Raw genomic sequence first — 15,111 nt, 5'->3', positions numbered from 1 at the left:
GATTAATTTTTATACCGAGTATGATACAACCCCCTATCGAAATAGAGCTCCTACAAGCCATTCAGGAAAGCCCCTACAGTCAAGTGGACTACGATTATTTATTGGCACATCAACCTACGCAAATTCGCCTTGAAGAACAACAACTAGCAGCTATGGAAGAGCCACTAACGATTCCAGCAGGTTTACGGGTCGAAAATCACCACATTCCTTCTCGAGATTCCAATCGAAGTATTCGCTTGAGAACCTATCGTCCACAGGACAAAAAAGACCTTCCTGTATTCGTCTATTTTCACGGAGGAGCTTTTATCTATGGTACACCCGAACAATATGATTTTATCTTTTATCAACTGGCCCTAGCCCTTGATGTTTTAGTGGTATCTGTGGACTATCGATTGGCTCCAGAACATCCTTTTCCGGCAGCTTTAAACGATGGATATGATACGTTGCTTTGGTTAGCCCAGGAAGCCCATCAATGGGGAGGAAATACGGAAAGCATCAGTATTGGCGGCAGTAGCGCGGGTGGAACGATTGCTGCTTCTCTCGCTCAACTAGCCCGAGACAAAAATGAAGTGTTTCTACACCATCAGTATTTGCTCTATCCTCCAATGGATCATCGCTTGCAAACGCCTTCCATGCAAACCTTAGCCCATGCCTCTATGCAGAGTAAACAAGCGGCTGCTTGGATGTGGCACTACTATTTGGGTGCTCATCGAACTACTCCACTCCCCTATGCTGTACCTCTGTTGCAAACGGATCTATCTCATCTTCCTCCAACTACCATTATTGTAGCTGAAGTTGATCCGCTTAAAGATGAGGCGAAACAATATGCAGAACGCCTCCAACAAGCGGGTATTCCAACGACTCTTGTTGAAGCAAAAGGAGCGACTCATGTGTTTGACTTCTTTCCAACCACCATGGCCCGCGACTTTTGGCAACAGCAAATCACTTATTTACAAACTATTTTACATCCCTAACAGCATGCATATACTCGTCATCAATGGACATCCGAATCCGGATAGTCTCAATGCCGCCTTGGCGCAAACCTATATCGAAACCGCCCAAGCTTTAGGTGCAACGGTGCGTTATCTCGCTATTGGTACCTTAGACTTTAATCCCAATCTTCAATACGGCTATGCGAAACGCATGGACTTAGAACCTGATTTACAACGTGCCTTAGACGATATCTATTGGAGTACCCACCAAGTGTGGATTCATCCGATGTGGTGGGTGGGTATGCCAGCCATCATGAAGGGGTTTTTTGACCGTTTATTTTTACCTGGCCTCGTATTCAAGCATCACTCCACTACAGCTACCGAAGGGCTTTTACAAGGCAAGACTGCGCGTATTTTAGTTACTATGGGGGATCTATCTCCCGAAATTCATCAATCCATCTACCAGTCTAGTGGTTTAATTCCCCTAAAGGAAGGGATATTGGTTTATTGTGGGGTGGACGTTGAAGAGGCAGAGGTTGTAGGCCCCTTGAATGACTATAGTACACAAGCTATTGAAGCACTACTAGAACAATGGAAACAAAAAGCCCTAGATGATGTTCAAAAACACCGAAACAAAGCGCATACTGCTACTTTTATAAAATAAAAAAAGGATTTAATAACCTATTAACCAACTAACTACGCCTTTATTAAAAAAGAAAATTAAACTATTTCTGTTTTTTATTTGTTTTGTATTGATATTAGTTTGTATATTTGCACCACAATAGCGCGGGATAGAGCAGTAGGCAGCTCGTCGGGCTCATAACCCGAAGGTCACAGGTTCGAGTCCTGTTCCCGCTACGAAGCCAAAAAGACTTAATCGAAAGATTAGGTCTTTTTTTTGTGGTGAATGGTGAGTAGTAAAATGGTAAAACCCCCTTTATTCCGCTACCTTTTAACAGGTAAATTGCCTTGAAAAATAAAAAATACTTCCTTTTATCATCCTAACGAAGGGGTGCATCCGATAAAGGATATGCCTTTGATACCGTACTAGACTTCTACAATTTAGTATATAGAGTACCAAACCTTCCCCAACTATCGAAATATACCTCATCATCATTCTCATCTTCTCCATTATCCATTTTACATATAAACCAATCAAAACGAAAATTTATTTTGACAGATTCCATCCATTGCAATAGTAAATTAAACTTTTCTTTTACTGGTAACTGACCTTCAAATTCAGCAACATCACAAAAGAGTAAAACTTCTACTTTATCCTTATCAATCACAAAATCAGCAAATACATTAGATAGAACACACCCCAATAGTTCTATTCTATTTATATTACTAATAGTAAAGTTTACATAATCACTGTCACTTTGAACGAGTGCTTTTAATTCTTCTATAGACACACTGATTTCTTTCTGTTCAGGATACATCAAATCAATTGTAGAAGAGGCAGGCTTAATTATAGTTATAAAATTCCACAGTAAAGCATCTCTATTCCCCACAAATACAACATCAACGAGTTTTTTCATAGTATTAAACATTTGATATAAATAAAACAAACTTGTTTTCACTAATTAATCAACAAACCCCTTAAATTGATAGTTTTGTTTAAATCTAATTCCCATTCCAGTAGACAATCTTTTTTCAATAAAACCATCTTTACTAATAAAAATACCTTGAGCTTTTCCAAATATCTTTAAAAGCCTCATGTCCATCCTTATTATATGCATCTTCTACTATTTTTCATCTTCAAAACCATCAAAAAGTGATACTATAAAATTAATAGTCCCATTTAATCGTTCTAACGTGGTTAAAAATTCTTTATCCAAATATAAGTCTGGTACATTCTTATAGTTAATATCAACTAGAACATTTACTTGTGTACGTAAAGCGTTTGATACTACATAATCAATGAGTTCATCTATTTTGGTATCTAGAAAAGACTTAAACGAATTAGCTATAGTATTAAAATCTAATGTAACTACAAAATCAAATTCATATTGCCAACTTGTTTGATTCTGACCATACGAATATTTAAATTTTCGTATATCGTCACCTTTATGCCAAAAAGCGGTAGGATTTGTTTGTAGGATTGTAGAAAGAGTTTTGTGGTTGAGTTTTTCACCTACTATTGTTAGTATTAATTTAAAACAAGTGGGAAATTCTTCCTGCTTTCAAATAAAAAAGGATTCTTCGAAAATTGTCAAAATAGGGATTGGGGTCCCCAAATTGATTGATATCTTCATAACATTGCGCTAAATAATAATACTCCTCCCCTGAGTTTAAATCTATAGCTCTCTTTCTCCTATCAATTATTACTTTCTCCATAAAACAACTTATAATTAGACCTTGTTAATTTATCTTTAAGACGAATTCCCTTTAAAAACAATTCTTTTGCCTCCTCTTCTTTTCCATTTTCATAATACATCAACGCAAGATTATCACAAGCACTACCAATGTTCGCATCACAGGTTTTACTATACCAATACTCACATTTAGCAGGATTGTAATGAGGGTTTAAACCAAAGAAATAACGTATATCATAATGGAGTCCTAACTCATACTGAGCCAATAGACAACCAAGATAGGCGCAGGCTTCCTAATTAAATTAATATAAACATTATACCATTTAATCATCTGACTAAAATCTAAATAATCAGTTTCGTCACTATATGTTACGTTATGAGCTTCTAATAGCTCATCATACTCTTTTACTGATTGTTGATAAAATCTCTCGCCTTTCATATTACACTATTATCGTTTAATCACAAATTCTATTCACTAATAACATATAAATCAATATCTATCTCTGCATTCAATTTTACTAATAGATTTAGTAATCTTTTATCAAGATAAATACCTGGAATCTGATTTGGAAATATTTCAGGAATAATAAATAATTTTGATTCTAAATTGTTCTCATTTATGTAATTTACTATGGTATCAACTTTAGAGGAAAATAATTCTACAAACTGTTCAGTAACATCTTCTGAGAATAAAGTTTCAGTCTTTCCGAAACTATACTCCCAATTCGTTTCTTTTCTAAGAACTACATTTGGATGATATTTATCTATTTTATCTCCCTTTTTCCAATAAGCAGTAGGAGTAATCCCAATTACATCAGTGAATTCTTTAGGATCCCAACTATCTCCAAAAATTGCATATATCAATCTAAAGTTTGTCATAACTATTTTCTATTTAATAAATATTCCTGTATTAATAGGTATTCCTTTCCCTCCCTTAGCTATTATCAAGACTTCACCAGTCTTAGTATGTCTATATAAATCATATCGTGCGATTTTTGCATTTTTACCTAAATACTCATATTTTAATTCATGCGCATTAATACCAGCCTTTTTCAAAAATTTATCTGTTAGTAAATTAAAACTCTTATCACTTGTAAAAGACTTTCCTTTACCTCCCCCAAAAGCAGCTCCCATTGGTTTAAAGTCATAAGGCACATTATCATTACCTGAGAAAAAACTCCAAAAGACCTCTTTTAACCCGAAAACATCGAATGCACCTCCTACAGAGGCAACTTGTCCTGTTGCAATTCTAAGTCTTCGAATTCCAAATTCCTCTACTGGTACAGAAGAAGCAGCGCCTACTTTTTCCCAAAATCTTACCTCAACAGCTCTAATTTCTAATACACTACCATCATCATCATATTGGATATCCATGACATCTCCACCATTACCATTGATTTTGTTACCATCTTTGTCATAACCATTATCCAGCCCCATATGCATCAAGTGATTCAATCCGCTGACAATCACCCCTTGTTGCATTCCTTGCCAGAAATCACCGCCTGCAATGGTAGAGGAAATTCTTCCTGATAAACCACCGCTTACGATTAGTAAAGCACTTCATTCACCAGAATCTAAAACACCTTCTTTACTTACTAAGAATCTTTTCTCCCATAAGGCGCTCAATTTCTTTGGCATGACTAACCGTCATAAAGTGTCCAGCTCCTTCAATTAAATAATCATAGCTACAATTTTTACTAGGCAATAGGCGATCCTTACTCCCGTGAATATGAACTACATTAGCAGGTATTTCCTTGTTTTTCCAATTGAGAATAGCGTCGATTGCCCAAGCTAAGAAATCGGGATTGGTATCAGCTAGTATTGTCTTCAACAATTTTTTATCTTCTAAAGTAGAAACGCCAAAGAACCAATAGGTTAAAAAATTACAGTAGGTCAAAAAAGAAGAAGGTACCCGATGATGCAATTTACATTTCCCGATAAAAAGATAGGATTTAGGTAATTCAGCTCTTGTTTTTGCAGAAGCTAACAAAATGACCTTACTTACTTGTCGAATCTTAGCAATTTCAACCGCTACCATTCCCCCAAAAGACAAGCCTAGTATGATGGGATTTTCCCCCTCAATTTGTTCTGCTATGCGCTTAGCATACGAAGAAAGACTTTCTTTTTTAAAAGGAGAAATCCACGAAACAAAATGAACCTCGTTATGGTAAAATTTAAAAGAATCAAAAACGCGATGATCAACTCCTAAACCACTCAACACATAGATTTTATTCACGTTTTTTCTTTTTCGCCTTTGTCATCGCTTTAAAATTATCAACGGTTTTCATGCGCAATTGCACAAGGGCTGTTGCTTGCCCTAGCTCTACCTGATCTAATGGAGTCACCATATAGTCCATCACGTAACTTTGATCCAACAAGATGGTGTTTGGCTTCGCATTCAACACCACTCCATCCAGCATAAAAATCAATTTACCCGCATAGCTAATATGTTGTTTCGCCCATTGATCCAACACAATCAAGGTGGATTTGTGACCTTCTTTTAACGGAAGAACGATTTTTTTATCATAGGTTGTGGTTCCGACTTGAAACAGCCCTTGTTCCGTTTTTATATGTTCTATGCTCTTGGGATTAATCCCAGCCAAACTATACCCACTGTATAGCTTGTTTTCCACTTCCACGGCATAGGTATAATTCAATTTCCCAACATCCTGTGGTTGTACTTGTGTTGGCATGGCTGCTGATAAATCCACTTTTTCTTTCTTTTGCGCTACAACTGATGTGCTACATAGCCCTAGGGAAACCATTCCCAAAATGCCTAAGGTCTGATATACTTTCATGGTATTTTTTTATTAAATGTAAGCAAAAACAGCTAATCTTAAACCAGGACCATAAAAAAAGGTTTGTGCTTCTCACACAAACCTTCTCTATATGCTCTTACATTAGCTCTGCCGCTACATCTTCCCATTCCTGCATCAATGCTTCTATTTTCTTTTTATTTTGCTCATACGCCTTAAAAAAGCCTTCGTCTTGCATCAGCTTTTCGTAATCTTCTGCTAGTCTTGCATCGTCTTTCGCCACCTTCTTCTCTAGCTCACTGATTTCACTTTCTATTTTACTCAAGCGATTCTGAAGGGTCTTTTGTTTCTTTTGATCTTCATAGGACAAAGCCTCTGTTTTTTTCTCCTCCACCTTCACTACTACAGGTTCTTTCTTATCACTCTTCTTCTCAATTTCACGCATGTTTTGTGCCTTGCGCTCCTCTAGGAAGTAATTGATATCCCCCAAATACTCTTTAATCTTCTGGTCTTTAAATTCATACACCAAGTTAGTCATTCCTTGTAAGAAATCACGGTCGTGAGAGACCAAAATCAAGGTTCCTTTAAAGTTTAACAACGCCTGTTTCAACACATTCTTCGATTTAATATCCAAGTGGTTGGTCGGCTCATCCATCAGCAATACGTTGATGGGCGACAACAACATACGACACAAAGCCAAGCGATTTCGCTCTCCTCCTGAAAGTACTTTTACTTTCTTTTCTACATCGTCTCCTCTAAATAAGAAAGCCCCTAACATATCGCGTACTTTGACACGATTACCATCCGTAGCAGCATCTAACATGGTATCTAACAATGTTTTCTCTCCATCTAGATAGTCCGCCTGATTCTGTGCAAAATAGCCAATCTGAACATTATGCCCTAATTTAATCGACCCTTCGTATTCAAATTCTTTCATTACCGCTTTAATCAACGTTGATTTCCCTTGTCCGTTTTGCCCCACAAAAGCAATCTTACTGCCTCTCTCAATTAAGAAATCAACATCTTTGAAGATGACCTTATCGCCAAAGCGCTTCGTAACCCCTTCCATTTCCAATACGACCTTACCGGGATCGATACTTACCGGAAAGGAGATATTCATCACGGCATTGTCATCTTCATCCACCTCAATGCGCTCTACCTTATCTAATTTCTTGATGAGCGATTGTGCCATGGAAGCTTTGGTTGCTTTATAGCGAAAACGCTCAATTAACTTTTCCGTTTCCTCAATCTTTTTAGCCTGATTCTTCTGTGCTGCCAATTGCATTTCACGTAATTCTTCTCGTAAAATCAAGTATTCAGAATACGGTTTATCAAAATCGTAGATTTTACCTAGTGATATTTCAATAGTGCGATTGGTTACATTATCCAAAAACATCTTATCGTGGGAAATAATCACCACGGCTCCTGGGTAACTTTTCAAGAAATTCTCCAACCAGATGATACTTTCAATATCCAAGTGGTTGGTCGGCTCATCGAGTAAAAGCACATCATTGTCTTGCAATAATAATTTAGCTAACTCAATACGCATACGCCATCCTCCAGAAAACGTATCCGTCAAATTCTCAAAATCTTCGCGTTTAAACCCTAATCCCTGTAAAATACGCTCAGTATTCCCCACATAGTTATATCCGCCAATAATTTCAAAGCGATGCGTTAAATCACTTAATTTCTCAATCAACTCCGAATAGGACTCCGATTCATAATCAGTGCGTTCTGCTAACTCTTTATTTACACGATCCAGTGTAGCCTCAACTGCTTTAATTTCTTCAAAGGCTTGATAGGCTTCATCCAGAACCGTTCGTCCTGGAATAAAATCAATATCCTGACGTAAAAAACCTATTTTCAGCTCTTTTTCCATGGCAATACTCCCCGTATCCGGTTCCATATCCCTTGATAAAAGCTTCAACATTGTTGATTTTCCAGCGCCATTCTTTCCAACTAATCCCACGCGATCACCAGCGCCTATTCTGAATGTCACATTTTCAAACAAATATTCGCCTCCAAATGAAACAGACAAATTATGTATATTCAACATAAATATTACTTCTTTAATTTAAATTTTTTATAGCGATGAATCGATATATTTTCATTCAACGCTGTATTATTTTCAATATAATTATACAACTGCTCGGCCAAATAGGGAGCTAGTAAAACCCCACGCGTTCCCAAACCGTTCAATACTAAAATACGATCTGATTCCAAACTGCGTCCCAATAGCGGACGGCGATCTTTCACTGTTGGTCGTACTCCAGCACTATGAGAAACGATTTCAACATCCAAATCCATAAAACTCTTCAGCCCTTCAATAAGCTCCGCAGCTCCTTCAGGCGTGGGAGTATCTGTTTTATCTTCCCAGTTATACGTAGCCCCTAGTTTATACAAATCATTTCCGATGGGAATTAAAAACACACCTGCTTTCAACATAAAATCACAATTCAACCCAGGAATCTTAACAATCATCAATTCTCCTTTCGTACCATCTAAGGGCAATTGGTTGAAAAAAGGGTTTTGCAAGAGACCAAAGCCTTCAGCGAAAACAATATACTTAGCCTCTATCCCTTTATACGTGACACCCTCCGCATCATACTGCAATGCGGTATACTCAAATCTTTCTTTTTTATAACAGCCCAATTGCGTGAGATGTTGTCGATACGCCGGAATCAACTCATCGGTTTCCAGATAACCCGTAGCGTTAACTTTCCCTAAACCAAAAGACAAATCTACACCATCCAACTGTTTCTTCTCAATTTCTGGAGCTAAAAAAGCACTTAAATTCGGACGATCAGCAGCCTGAAACCAATTATTTTGTTCTTCAATAGAAGCTAATCGGCGATATAAACTCATCGGATACCAACATTTTACCTGTAATTTTGCTTCTAAAGCAGGGTAAAAAACTTCCGCTATAGCCAATTGTTCCTTTACTTTCCAAACATCAGTAAAACGTTTGAGCACTACAGGATTATACATACCACCCGCAATTAAAGACGAAGAGCGTTCTTCTGAATCAATCACGATAAAAGTCTTTCCCTCCTGAGCGAGTTTTTCGGTAAATGCAATACCCGCCAATCCAGTTCCTACAACAATATAATCGACCATACGTTAAATCATAAAAAAAGCCCTTATCTAATTTAGATAAGAGCTTTATAAATTAGTAATTACAAAATTAGTAATTCCATAAATCATCTTCAAGGTTTCTGATCAATTCTTTGATGCGTTCGCCTTCAAATAATTGACTCAACTCTCCACCTTTAATATAATCGTTAATACGAGAATCTCCATATTGATTATCTGCTTTGTAAATCGTAGAGCTAAAGCGTCTAGCGTTTAACAAATGATCAAAGTTCATTGGATTCATAGGGTTCTTAGAGTTAAACACCTGAGCGTCGAATAACGTATTTCTAGCGTCTGGGAAGAATATCCAGAATAGCTCCACTGCGTTTTCAACTTCAGCTCCTTTTGTGTATAAATCCACTACAACTGGTGCAATACCTAATAAACGGTATTTTAATTGCCCCTCGTTGCGGTCAAAATACCACAAGCCCAAAACGTGATACGATTTTACATCAGATGGACGTAATTCGATACGTTGAATATATTCCTCTGGAATTTTTTCACCAGCATTATAGTATTCAATACCAGCATCTGTAGTATCAACTTTCACGAAAGATGTTTCCAGTTCCTTTAATGTTCTTTTTCTTTTAAAGTCACTATCATCGTATACTTCTGTGATAGCTCCAGACTTAATACCATCAATCAAGGCTTGGAACATAGATTTTCTTCCATCTCCAGCTACTTCTTCGATTGGATAGTAATAAGACTCATTAGCTTTCTCTTCAAGAGAAATGTTTTCCCATACTTTAATACCAAATAGGATATCCTTATCTGCTACATACCCGTATGGAATTGGTCCTTCGCTTTGTACGTATATTTCTTGAATACTTTTCATTCCAATTTCCTCGGCAGACTTAGCATTTAATAAGTTGCTTTGTGCAAATGATTGCAATGAGAATATTGAAAATGCTACAAATAGTGAAATTTTTTTCCAGTTCATATTATTCAAAGTTTTCTTCTTTTATTTATTTCGAAATTACATGATTTCGAATGTACAAGGTGCTGTTTTCTTCAATTGATAATCACTTGCACCATCTAAACGTACCTTGATATCAGAAATAACAACCACATCACCTAATCTTGCTTTAGAAATCGCAGCTTTCGCACGGTCATTCATTCTGTTTCCTTGAACTACCACTGATGGCTGTCCAGGAACCTGCAACACAAATCCTGTAACTGTTAACCCTAACTCAAAATCAAAATCTTCTAATTTAGCACCGATCGTTACCACTTCAAGGTTAGATTTCGGTCCTTTCGCACCGTACTCACCGCGAACTGTACCACGAGGTGCAGGAATATCTTTAATTCTAAATACTTTTTTATCGCTTACAGATGTTCCGTCAGGTAATTTTCCTGTTACATTAATTGTAACCTCTCTACCTGCTTGTGGACGCATATTATATTGTCCTGCTTTTCCTCCTTTCGATAAACCAGGAGCAGAAGCTACTACTTTATCATCCGAAATACCAGCAAAAGAAATCGTCATTGGGTTTGTTACACCACGGTACACCACATTCATTTTATCTGCAGAGATATTAGCTGAATTTGGTTTAGGAACTACAACATAGTTTCCTTTGATATCGATTTCAACTGGCTTTCCGTCTTCCATGAACGTAAATTTACCTTTTACATCATGTTCTCCTACGTTACCTGTTCCGAAGCTAAGGTTTACTTGTCCATCCTCTAACGCTTTTGATAAATCAACTGTTTGTCCATTTACCACAACTGCAGTAGGTACTGTAGATTTATCGTAACGTCCTAATACAACTTTACCTTTAAACTGTTCTCCCGCAAAGAAAGCTGATTTTTCAGGAATAACAATTGCAGCATAGTTACGCATTGAAGCCGCTTGACTCAATGTATTTCCTAGCAAACTATTGTAGATTTCATGCTCTAGAATCATCGCATCATTTTGCATGGTTGACAATTTAGTCAAAGACGCAATTGCGGGGAATCCTTGGAAGTTGTAATTTAAATAAGGCTTTACAACTCCTTCTGCATCTTTTACATCCGAAATATCAAATCTCTTTTGCAAATCTACAACAATTGGCTGAAACTTAACGTCCTCACCAACTATTCCCAAAATAGCACTTTTATACTTTTCAATTGCTCCGATGAATTCTTCCCCTTCTGCAGAGTACTTATCACCATTAAACCAAGCTTGGTCAATTACATCTCCCTTTTCCATACGCTCTGCTGGTAATTTTCCATCAATGCGCTGTGCCTCTAAAGGATCTGTAATTTGCTTTTTCACCACCGATACAAAATCATAAAACTCTTTTGTAACAACAGCTACTTGCTTTGCTTTTTTATAAGGCTCGCCGAAACGAGTTGGATCATCTGCTGCTTTAGCCTCTAACCCCCCTAATAAACTTTCATTATTTCCAATCGCCGATTCATTCGCCGATTCAAATTTATCGTTTACCATTCCAAAAGCTGATAAAACCTCTTTTGACATCTGAAGTGCCATCATCGCGATGAACACAAGATACATTAGGTTAATCATCCTTTGTCTAGGTGTCAATTTTGCTCCTCCTGCCATTATTTATATCTTTATCTGATTATAAATTAATTAGCACCGCGGTGACCCATTGCAGAAAGCATACCTCCATAAACTGTGTTTAAAGAAGCTAGATTGCCTGTCAAAGCAGACATTTGCTCTTTTAATTTAATGTTATTTTCAGCAACTTCTTTATTGATTTCAGCATTGCGAGTAGCACTCTCTAACTGAACTTTATACATTGAATTCAAAGATTCTAATTGAGCTGCAGCCATTGACATTTCTTCTGCGTATTTTCTAGTTGAAGCAACTGAATCCACTGTTGGAGCAATTTCTTTTGATGCTGCTTCAAAGTTTCTGATACTTTTACTTAAACTACTCATTAACTCACCGTCAATTTTTGCTTCTTTCAATAAATCATCTAATTTTTTAGATAACATACCTTCTTCTTCTGTTGATCCTCCGCCAACAAATCCTACAGCACTACCTCCACCTCTAACTTGTGTTGGTTCACCTCCTTTTAATTCTGGATACACTTTAGACCAGTCTAACTCATCATCAACTGGTTCAAAAGCAGATATCGCAAAAATAAGAGCTTCTACAACCAATCCTAAGGTTAGCATATTATTTCCGTTAATCGGACCCAACTCCATGTGCGTAATCTTAAATAATGCACCGATAATTACAACTGAAGCCCCCATTCCATAACAGAAGTTCATTACTTTTTTAGGTATTGCCATAATTTTTTACTTGTTTAATTGTTTGTCTATAATCTATAATTGTTTTGGTTCTACTTATTTAGCCATTTTAGAAACATTGCTTCTTGACATTGATCCAGAAACTGATTGTACCGTTCTAAATCCGATGTATGAACGAGCAGAATCTGCATATTCAGAATCACGAGTAGCCACTTGTAACATATAAGCTGGGTCTCTCCAAGATCCACCTCTTACTACTTTTAATGGAGTATCCGATCTTCTGTTTTTTGGTTTTAAGCTTGACATGAAATCATAAGAAGATGAATCATATGGTGAACTCGTCCACTCTGCAACGTTTCCAGCCATGTTGTATAAATTATATCCGTTTGGTGGATACGCACGTGCTTCTGCTGTATACGTTGCTCCATCCGCCGCATAGTCGAAACGACTTGGTTTGAAGTTAGCCATAAAACAACCTTTTTCATCTGTTGTATAAGGACCACCCCAAGGATACATAGCTCCTTCTAAACCACCTCTAGCAGCGAATTCCCACTCGCTTTCCATTGGTAATCTGTACTCGTGTACTTCAGAAGGTAAACGCTTCGAGCGCAAGAATGTATTTTTGTATAATGTTCTCCATGCTGCGAATGCTCTCGCTTGGTTCCAGTTCACACCTACTACAGGATATTCGCCAAATGCTTCATGCCAGAAATAATCATTGTGCATCGGTTCGTTGTATGAGTATTGGAATTCTTTAATCCAACGCGTTGTATCAGGATAAACTAACAACGTTTCAGTTTTTAAGTGTCTGTTGCGTTTTCCACGTGGATCATTTCCTTTGTCTCTCATTGCTCCTTCTAAATCCACATACGTGTATTTGAATTTAATTTTAGAAGCGTCAAACATGCCTAATCCATTATATGTTTCAGAAGCAGGAATGTATAAAGAGTCCATTACTTCTACATAGTATTCATCAGGATAGCGATCCACCGTATTCGGCAAATTCACTTTTTTATTCAATCTTCTACCTGCATACATATCATCGCTGGTATCCATGCTATAGTAATTTTCATACATATATCTTTGATAAGGCGTCATACGATCTAGATTCTCTTCATTATCTAAGAACGCATATGCACCAATACCACCTCCATCTGGAGTCAATCCCATATCATCAGCAGCAATAGCCAAACGAGTTCGGATAATTGAATCCTTTACCCAATCCACAAATTTTCTATACTGGTTGTTTGTAACAGCAGTCTCATCCATATAGAATGACCCAACAGTTACTGTTTTTGTTGGAGCATCTTGTGCACCAAGGAAATCTTCGTTTGATTGTCCCATTGTAAAAGTTCCACCTGGAACCAAAGACATACCATGAGGCTTCGTAGTTGACCATCTCTTTCCTTCTACTCCGCCTAACAACTCACCTCGATCTCCAGTACCACAGCTGCATACCAAAGCTAAAACTGCTCCTAACGTAATGATCTTCTTCATATATTATTTAGGTTTTCTTATATACTTCTTAAAAATGTAAACGTATTCAATTATTTTTAATTTTCAAAAACAAAGCTAAAAAAAATTTAGTTTATATTTAACATATATGAATGTTAAATTTTTCAGCTTTTAAACTAAACTCTTTTTAAAGGCTCTCCACCATCTATCAGGTAATTGCTGAACAGTTGCCTTTTCGTAATCTTCATAGCTACAAGGCAACAATGTTTTCTTTGTTAACTTTTCGTTAACACCCGCTCCACTATTCACCTCAATCCACCATCTTCCTGATATATCACTCTTGTAAAATACTAAATTTTCATACGCATCAAAAGGGACAATATATTTTATATAGCTATCCTTACAGGCAAATGGATATTCATTGTAGCGATAATTAACCCCTTCGATAAAATACCAAACTATTTGTCCCAATAATAACGTTTCATTTGTTTGATTATTGTAATTGAACAGTCCAAAAGTACTAACTTTATCACTTAATCCACTATAACGTGCCAAAGAACAAATCTCTCTACCATCAAATCCATTGGGATTATACGTGGCAAAATTCCCTGAATCACTCGATTTTACAGCGTTTATATCAACACTCACAATATCAGCATCTCGCAATACGGGTTCTGCCAGTGCAATATTATTAATAATTTCCCCAACTCGGTACGCTTCAAAGTATAAATTTTCAATTAAATCGATCTCTTCTTGCGAATTATAATACGTTTGGTAGCCTAAGTTTGAAAAATTAAATAAATTATTCGGTTCTTCTAGAATAATTCGCGACAAAAAACTTTCTGCCGCATAACTTCCATCTTTAGCAACGTCTAATTTAGAATCAATACAAACCAAGTTGACCATTTGTTCTAAATTATCGTAACCACGATACAACGCATAGGTTAAATCTTGACTTCCACCAATGACAACGGGAATCGTACCATGCTTTACCAGATTTTCGACAATTTTTCTCAACAAGAAATAGGTATCTTCCATCGACTCCCCAGGCAGTATATCTCCCAGATCTGCAAGCCGTACATTCCAATTTCCTGGATATAATGTATAAAAAGACTTTCTCACTTTCATGATGTCCACCGTTGTTGCTTCCGAAGCCAATCCTCGATTATCTGTAACACCGATAATCGCGATTTTATATTGTTCGTACTTGTCGAAATCACCTCCCGAATGGAAATAGACTTTCTTACCTAAGCTTTGGCTAGGTAATCCATCAATGTAATTTCTAAATTCAATACTAACTGGACGTAAAAGTTCTAACATACC

Annotated in this window: 16 protein-coding genes and 1 tRNA gene; 3 read left to right on the top strand and 14 right to left on the bottom strand. The window is 36.9% G+C overall.

What is annotated here, in order from left to right; genetic code table 11:
* Nucleotides 1-20: 20 nt before the first annotated feature.
* The 3 genes from ACLJX0_RS04630 (at nucleotide 21) to ACLJX0_RS04620 (ending at nucleotide 1,790) form a co-directional block, all read left to right on the top strand.
* Nucleotides 21-974: an alpha/beta hydrolase gene (locus ACLJX0_RS04630; RefSeq protein WP_410878878.1), complete on the top strand. Its 954-nt coding sequence runs from the start codon at nucleotides 21-23 to the stop codon at nucleotides 972-974.
* 4 nt (nucleotides 975-978) lie between these two features.
* A complete protein-coding gene (locus tag ACLJX0_RS04625) occupies nucleotides 979-1,596 on the top strand; it encodes an NAD(P)H-dependent oxidoreductase (RefSeq protein WP_410878876.1) in 618 nt (205 codons plus the stop codon).
* Nucleotides 1,597-1,717: 121 nt separating this feature from the next.
* Nucleotides 1,718-1,790: transfer RNA gene (locus ACLJX0_RS04620), tRNA-Met, on the top strand.
* Between the two features lie 197 nt (nucleotides 1,791-1,987).
* On the opposite strand, the gene ACLJX0_RS04615 is transcribed toward ACLJX0_RS04620, so the two are convergent.
* From ACLJX0_RS04615 to ACLJX0_RS04550, 14 genes are all read right to left on the bottom strand, one after another.
* Nucleotides 1,988-2,470, bottom strand: coding sequence for a hypothetical protein (locus tag ACLJX0_RS04615; protein ID WP_410878874.1), 483 nt, complete (start codon nucleotides 2,468-2,470; stop codon nucleotides 1,988-1,990).
* 207 nt (nucleotides 2,471-2,677) lie between these two features.
* Nucleotides 2,678-3,073 carry a DUF4279 domain-containing protein gene (locus ACLJX0_RS04610; RefSeq protein ID WP_410879029.1) on the bottom strand — a complete coding sequence of 132 codons (396 nt, stop codon included), beginning with the start codon at nucleotides 3,071-3,073 and terminating at the stop codon, nucleotides 2,678-2,680.
* A gap of 176 nt (nucleotides 3,074-3,249) precedes the next feature.
* A complete protein-coding gene (locus ACLJX0_RS04605; protein ID WP_410878872.1) occupies nucleotides 3,250-3,513 on the bottom strand; it encodes a hypothetical protein in 264 nt (87 codons plus the stop codon).
* A 202-nt stretch (nucleotides 3,514-3,715) separates the two neighbouring features.
* Complete coding sequence (locus ACLJX0_RS04600; RefSeq protein ID WP_410878871.1) at nucleotides 3,716-4,126, bottom strand: DUF4279 domain-containing protein; 411 nt, start codon at nucleotides 4,124-4,126, stop codon at nucleotides 3,716-3,718.
* Nucleotides 4,127-4,135: 9 nt separating this feature from the next.
* Nucleotides 4,136-4,729 carry a polymorphic toxin type 33 domain-containing protein gene (locus tag ACLJX0_RS04595; protein WP_410878869.1) on the bottom strand — a complete coding sequence of 198 codons (594 nt, stop codon included), beginning with the start codon at nucleotides 4,727-4,729 and terminating at the stop codon, nucleotides 4,136-4,138.
* 106 nt (nucleotides 4,730-4,835) lie between these two features.
* Nucleotides 4,836-5,483 (bottom strand): alpha/beta fold hydrolase, encoded by a 648-nt coding sequence (locus ACLJX0_RS04590; protein WP_410878868.1) that lies wholly within the window; start codon nucleotides 5,481-5,483, stop codon nucleotides 4,836-4,838.
* A complete protein-coding gene (locus tag ACLJX0_RS04585; RefSeq protein WP_410878866.1) occupies nucleotides 5,476-6,045 on the bottom strand; it encodes a hypothetical protein in 570 nt (189 codons plus the stop codon). The genes ACLJX0_RS04590 and ACLJX0_RS04585 overlap by 8 nt, the downstream gene beginning before the upstream one ends.
* Nucleotides 6,046-6,142: 97 nt before the next feature.
* The gene (locus ACLJX0_RS04580; RefSeq protein ID WP_410878864.1) at nucleotides 6,143-8,059 is read right to left on the bottom strand and encodes an ABC-F family ATP-binding cassette domain-containing protein; all 1,917 of its coding nucleotides are present in this window, start codon (nucleotides 8,057-8,059) and stop codon (nucleotides 6,143-6,145) included.
* Between the two features lie 5 nt (nucleotides 8,060-8,064).
* The gene (locus ACLJX0_RS04575) at nucleotides 8,065-9,120 is read right to left on the bottom strand and encodes an NAD(P)/FAD-dependent oxidoreductase (protein ID WP_410878862.1); all 1,056 of its coding nucleotides are present in this window, start codon (nucleotides 9,118-9,120) and stop codon (nucleotides 8,065-8,067) included.
* A gap of 67 nt (nucleotides 9,121-9,187) precedes the next feature.
* Nucleotides 9,188-10,075 (bottom strand): gliding motility protein GldN, encoded by an 888-nt coding sequence (gene gldN, locus ACLJX0_RS04570; RefSeq protein ID WP_410878861.1) that lies wholly within the window; start codon nucleotides 10,073-10,075, stop codon nucleotides 9,188-9,190.
* 36 nt (nucleotides 10,076-10,111) lie between these two features.
* Entirely contained in the window at nucleotides 10,112-11,677 is a 1,566-nt protein-coding gene (gldM, locus tag ACLJX0_RS04565; RefSeq protein ID WP_410878859.1) for a gliding motility protein GldM, read from the bottom strand.
* Between the two features lie 26 nt (nucleotides 11,678-11,703).
* Entirely contained in the window at nucleotides 11,704-12,375 is a 672-nt protein-coding gene (gldL, locus tag ACLJX0_RS04560) for a gliding motility protein GldL (protein ID WP_410878857.1), read from the bottom strand.
* Between the two features lie 54 nt (nucleotides 12,376-12,429).
* On the bottom strand, nucleotides 12,430-13,830 hold the full coding sequence (gene gldK, locus ACLJX0_RS04555; RefSeq protein ID WP_410878855.1) for a gliding motility lipoprotein GldK: 1,401 nt from the start codon (nucleotides 13,828-13,830) through the stop codon (nucleotides 12,430-12,432).
* A 129-nt stretch (nucleotides 13,831-13,959) separates the two neighbouring features.
* Nucleotides 13,960-15,108, bottom strand: coding sequence for a formimidoylglutamase (locus ACLJX0_RS04550; RefSeq protein WP_410878853.1), 1,149 nt, complete (start codon nucleotides 15,106-15,108; stop codon nucleotides 13,960-13,962).
* Nucleotides 15,109-15,111 lie beyond the last annotated feature (3 nt).

The sequence above is a fragment of the Myroides sp. DW712 genome (assembly GCF_046557355.1).
Classification (GTDB): Bacteria; Bacteroidota; Bacteroidia; order Flavobacteriales; family Flavobacteriaceae; genus Flavobacterium.
This window is presented reverse-complemented; position numbering and strand designations above follow the sequence as displayed.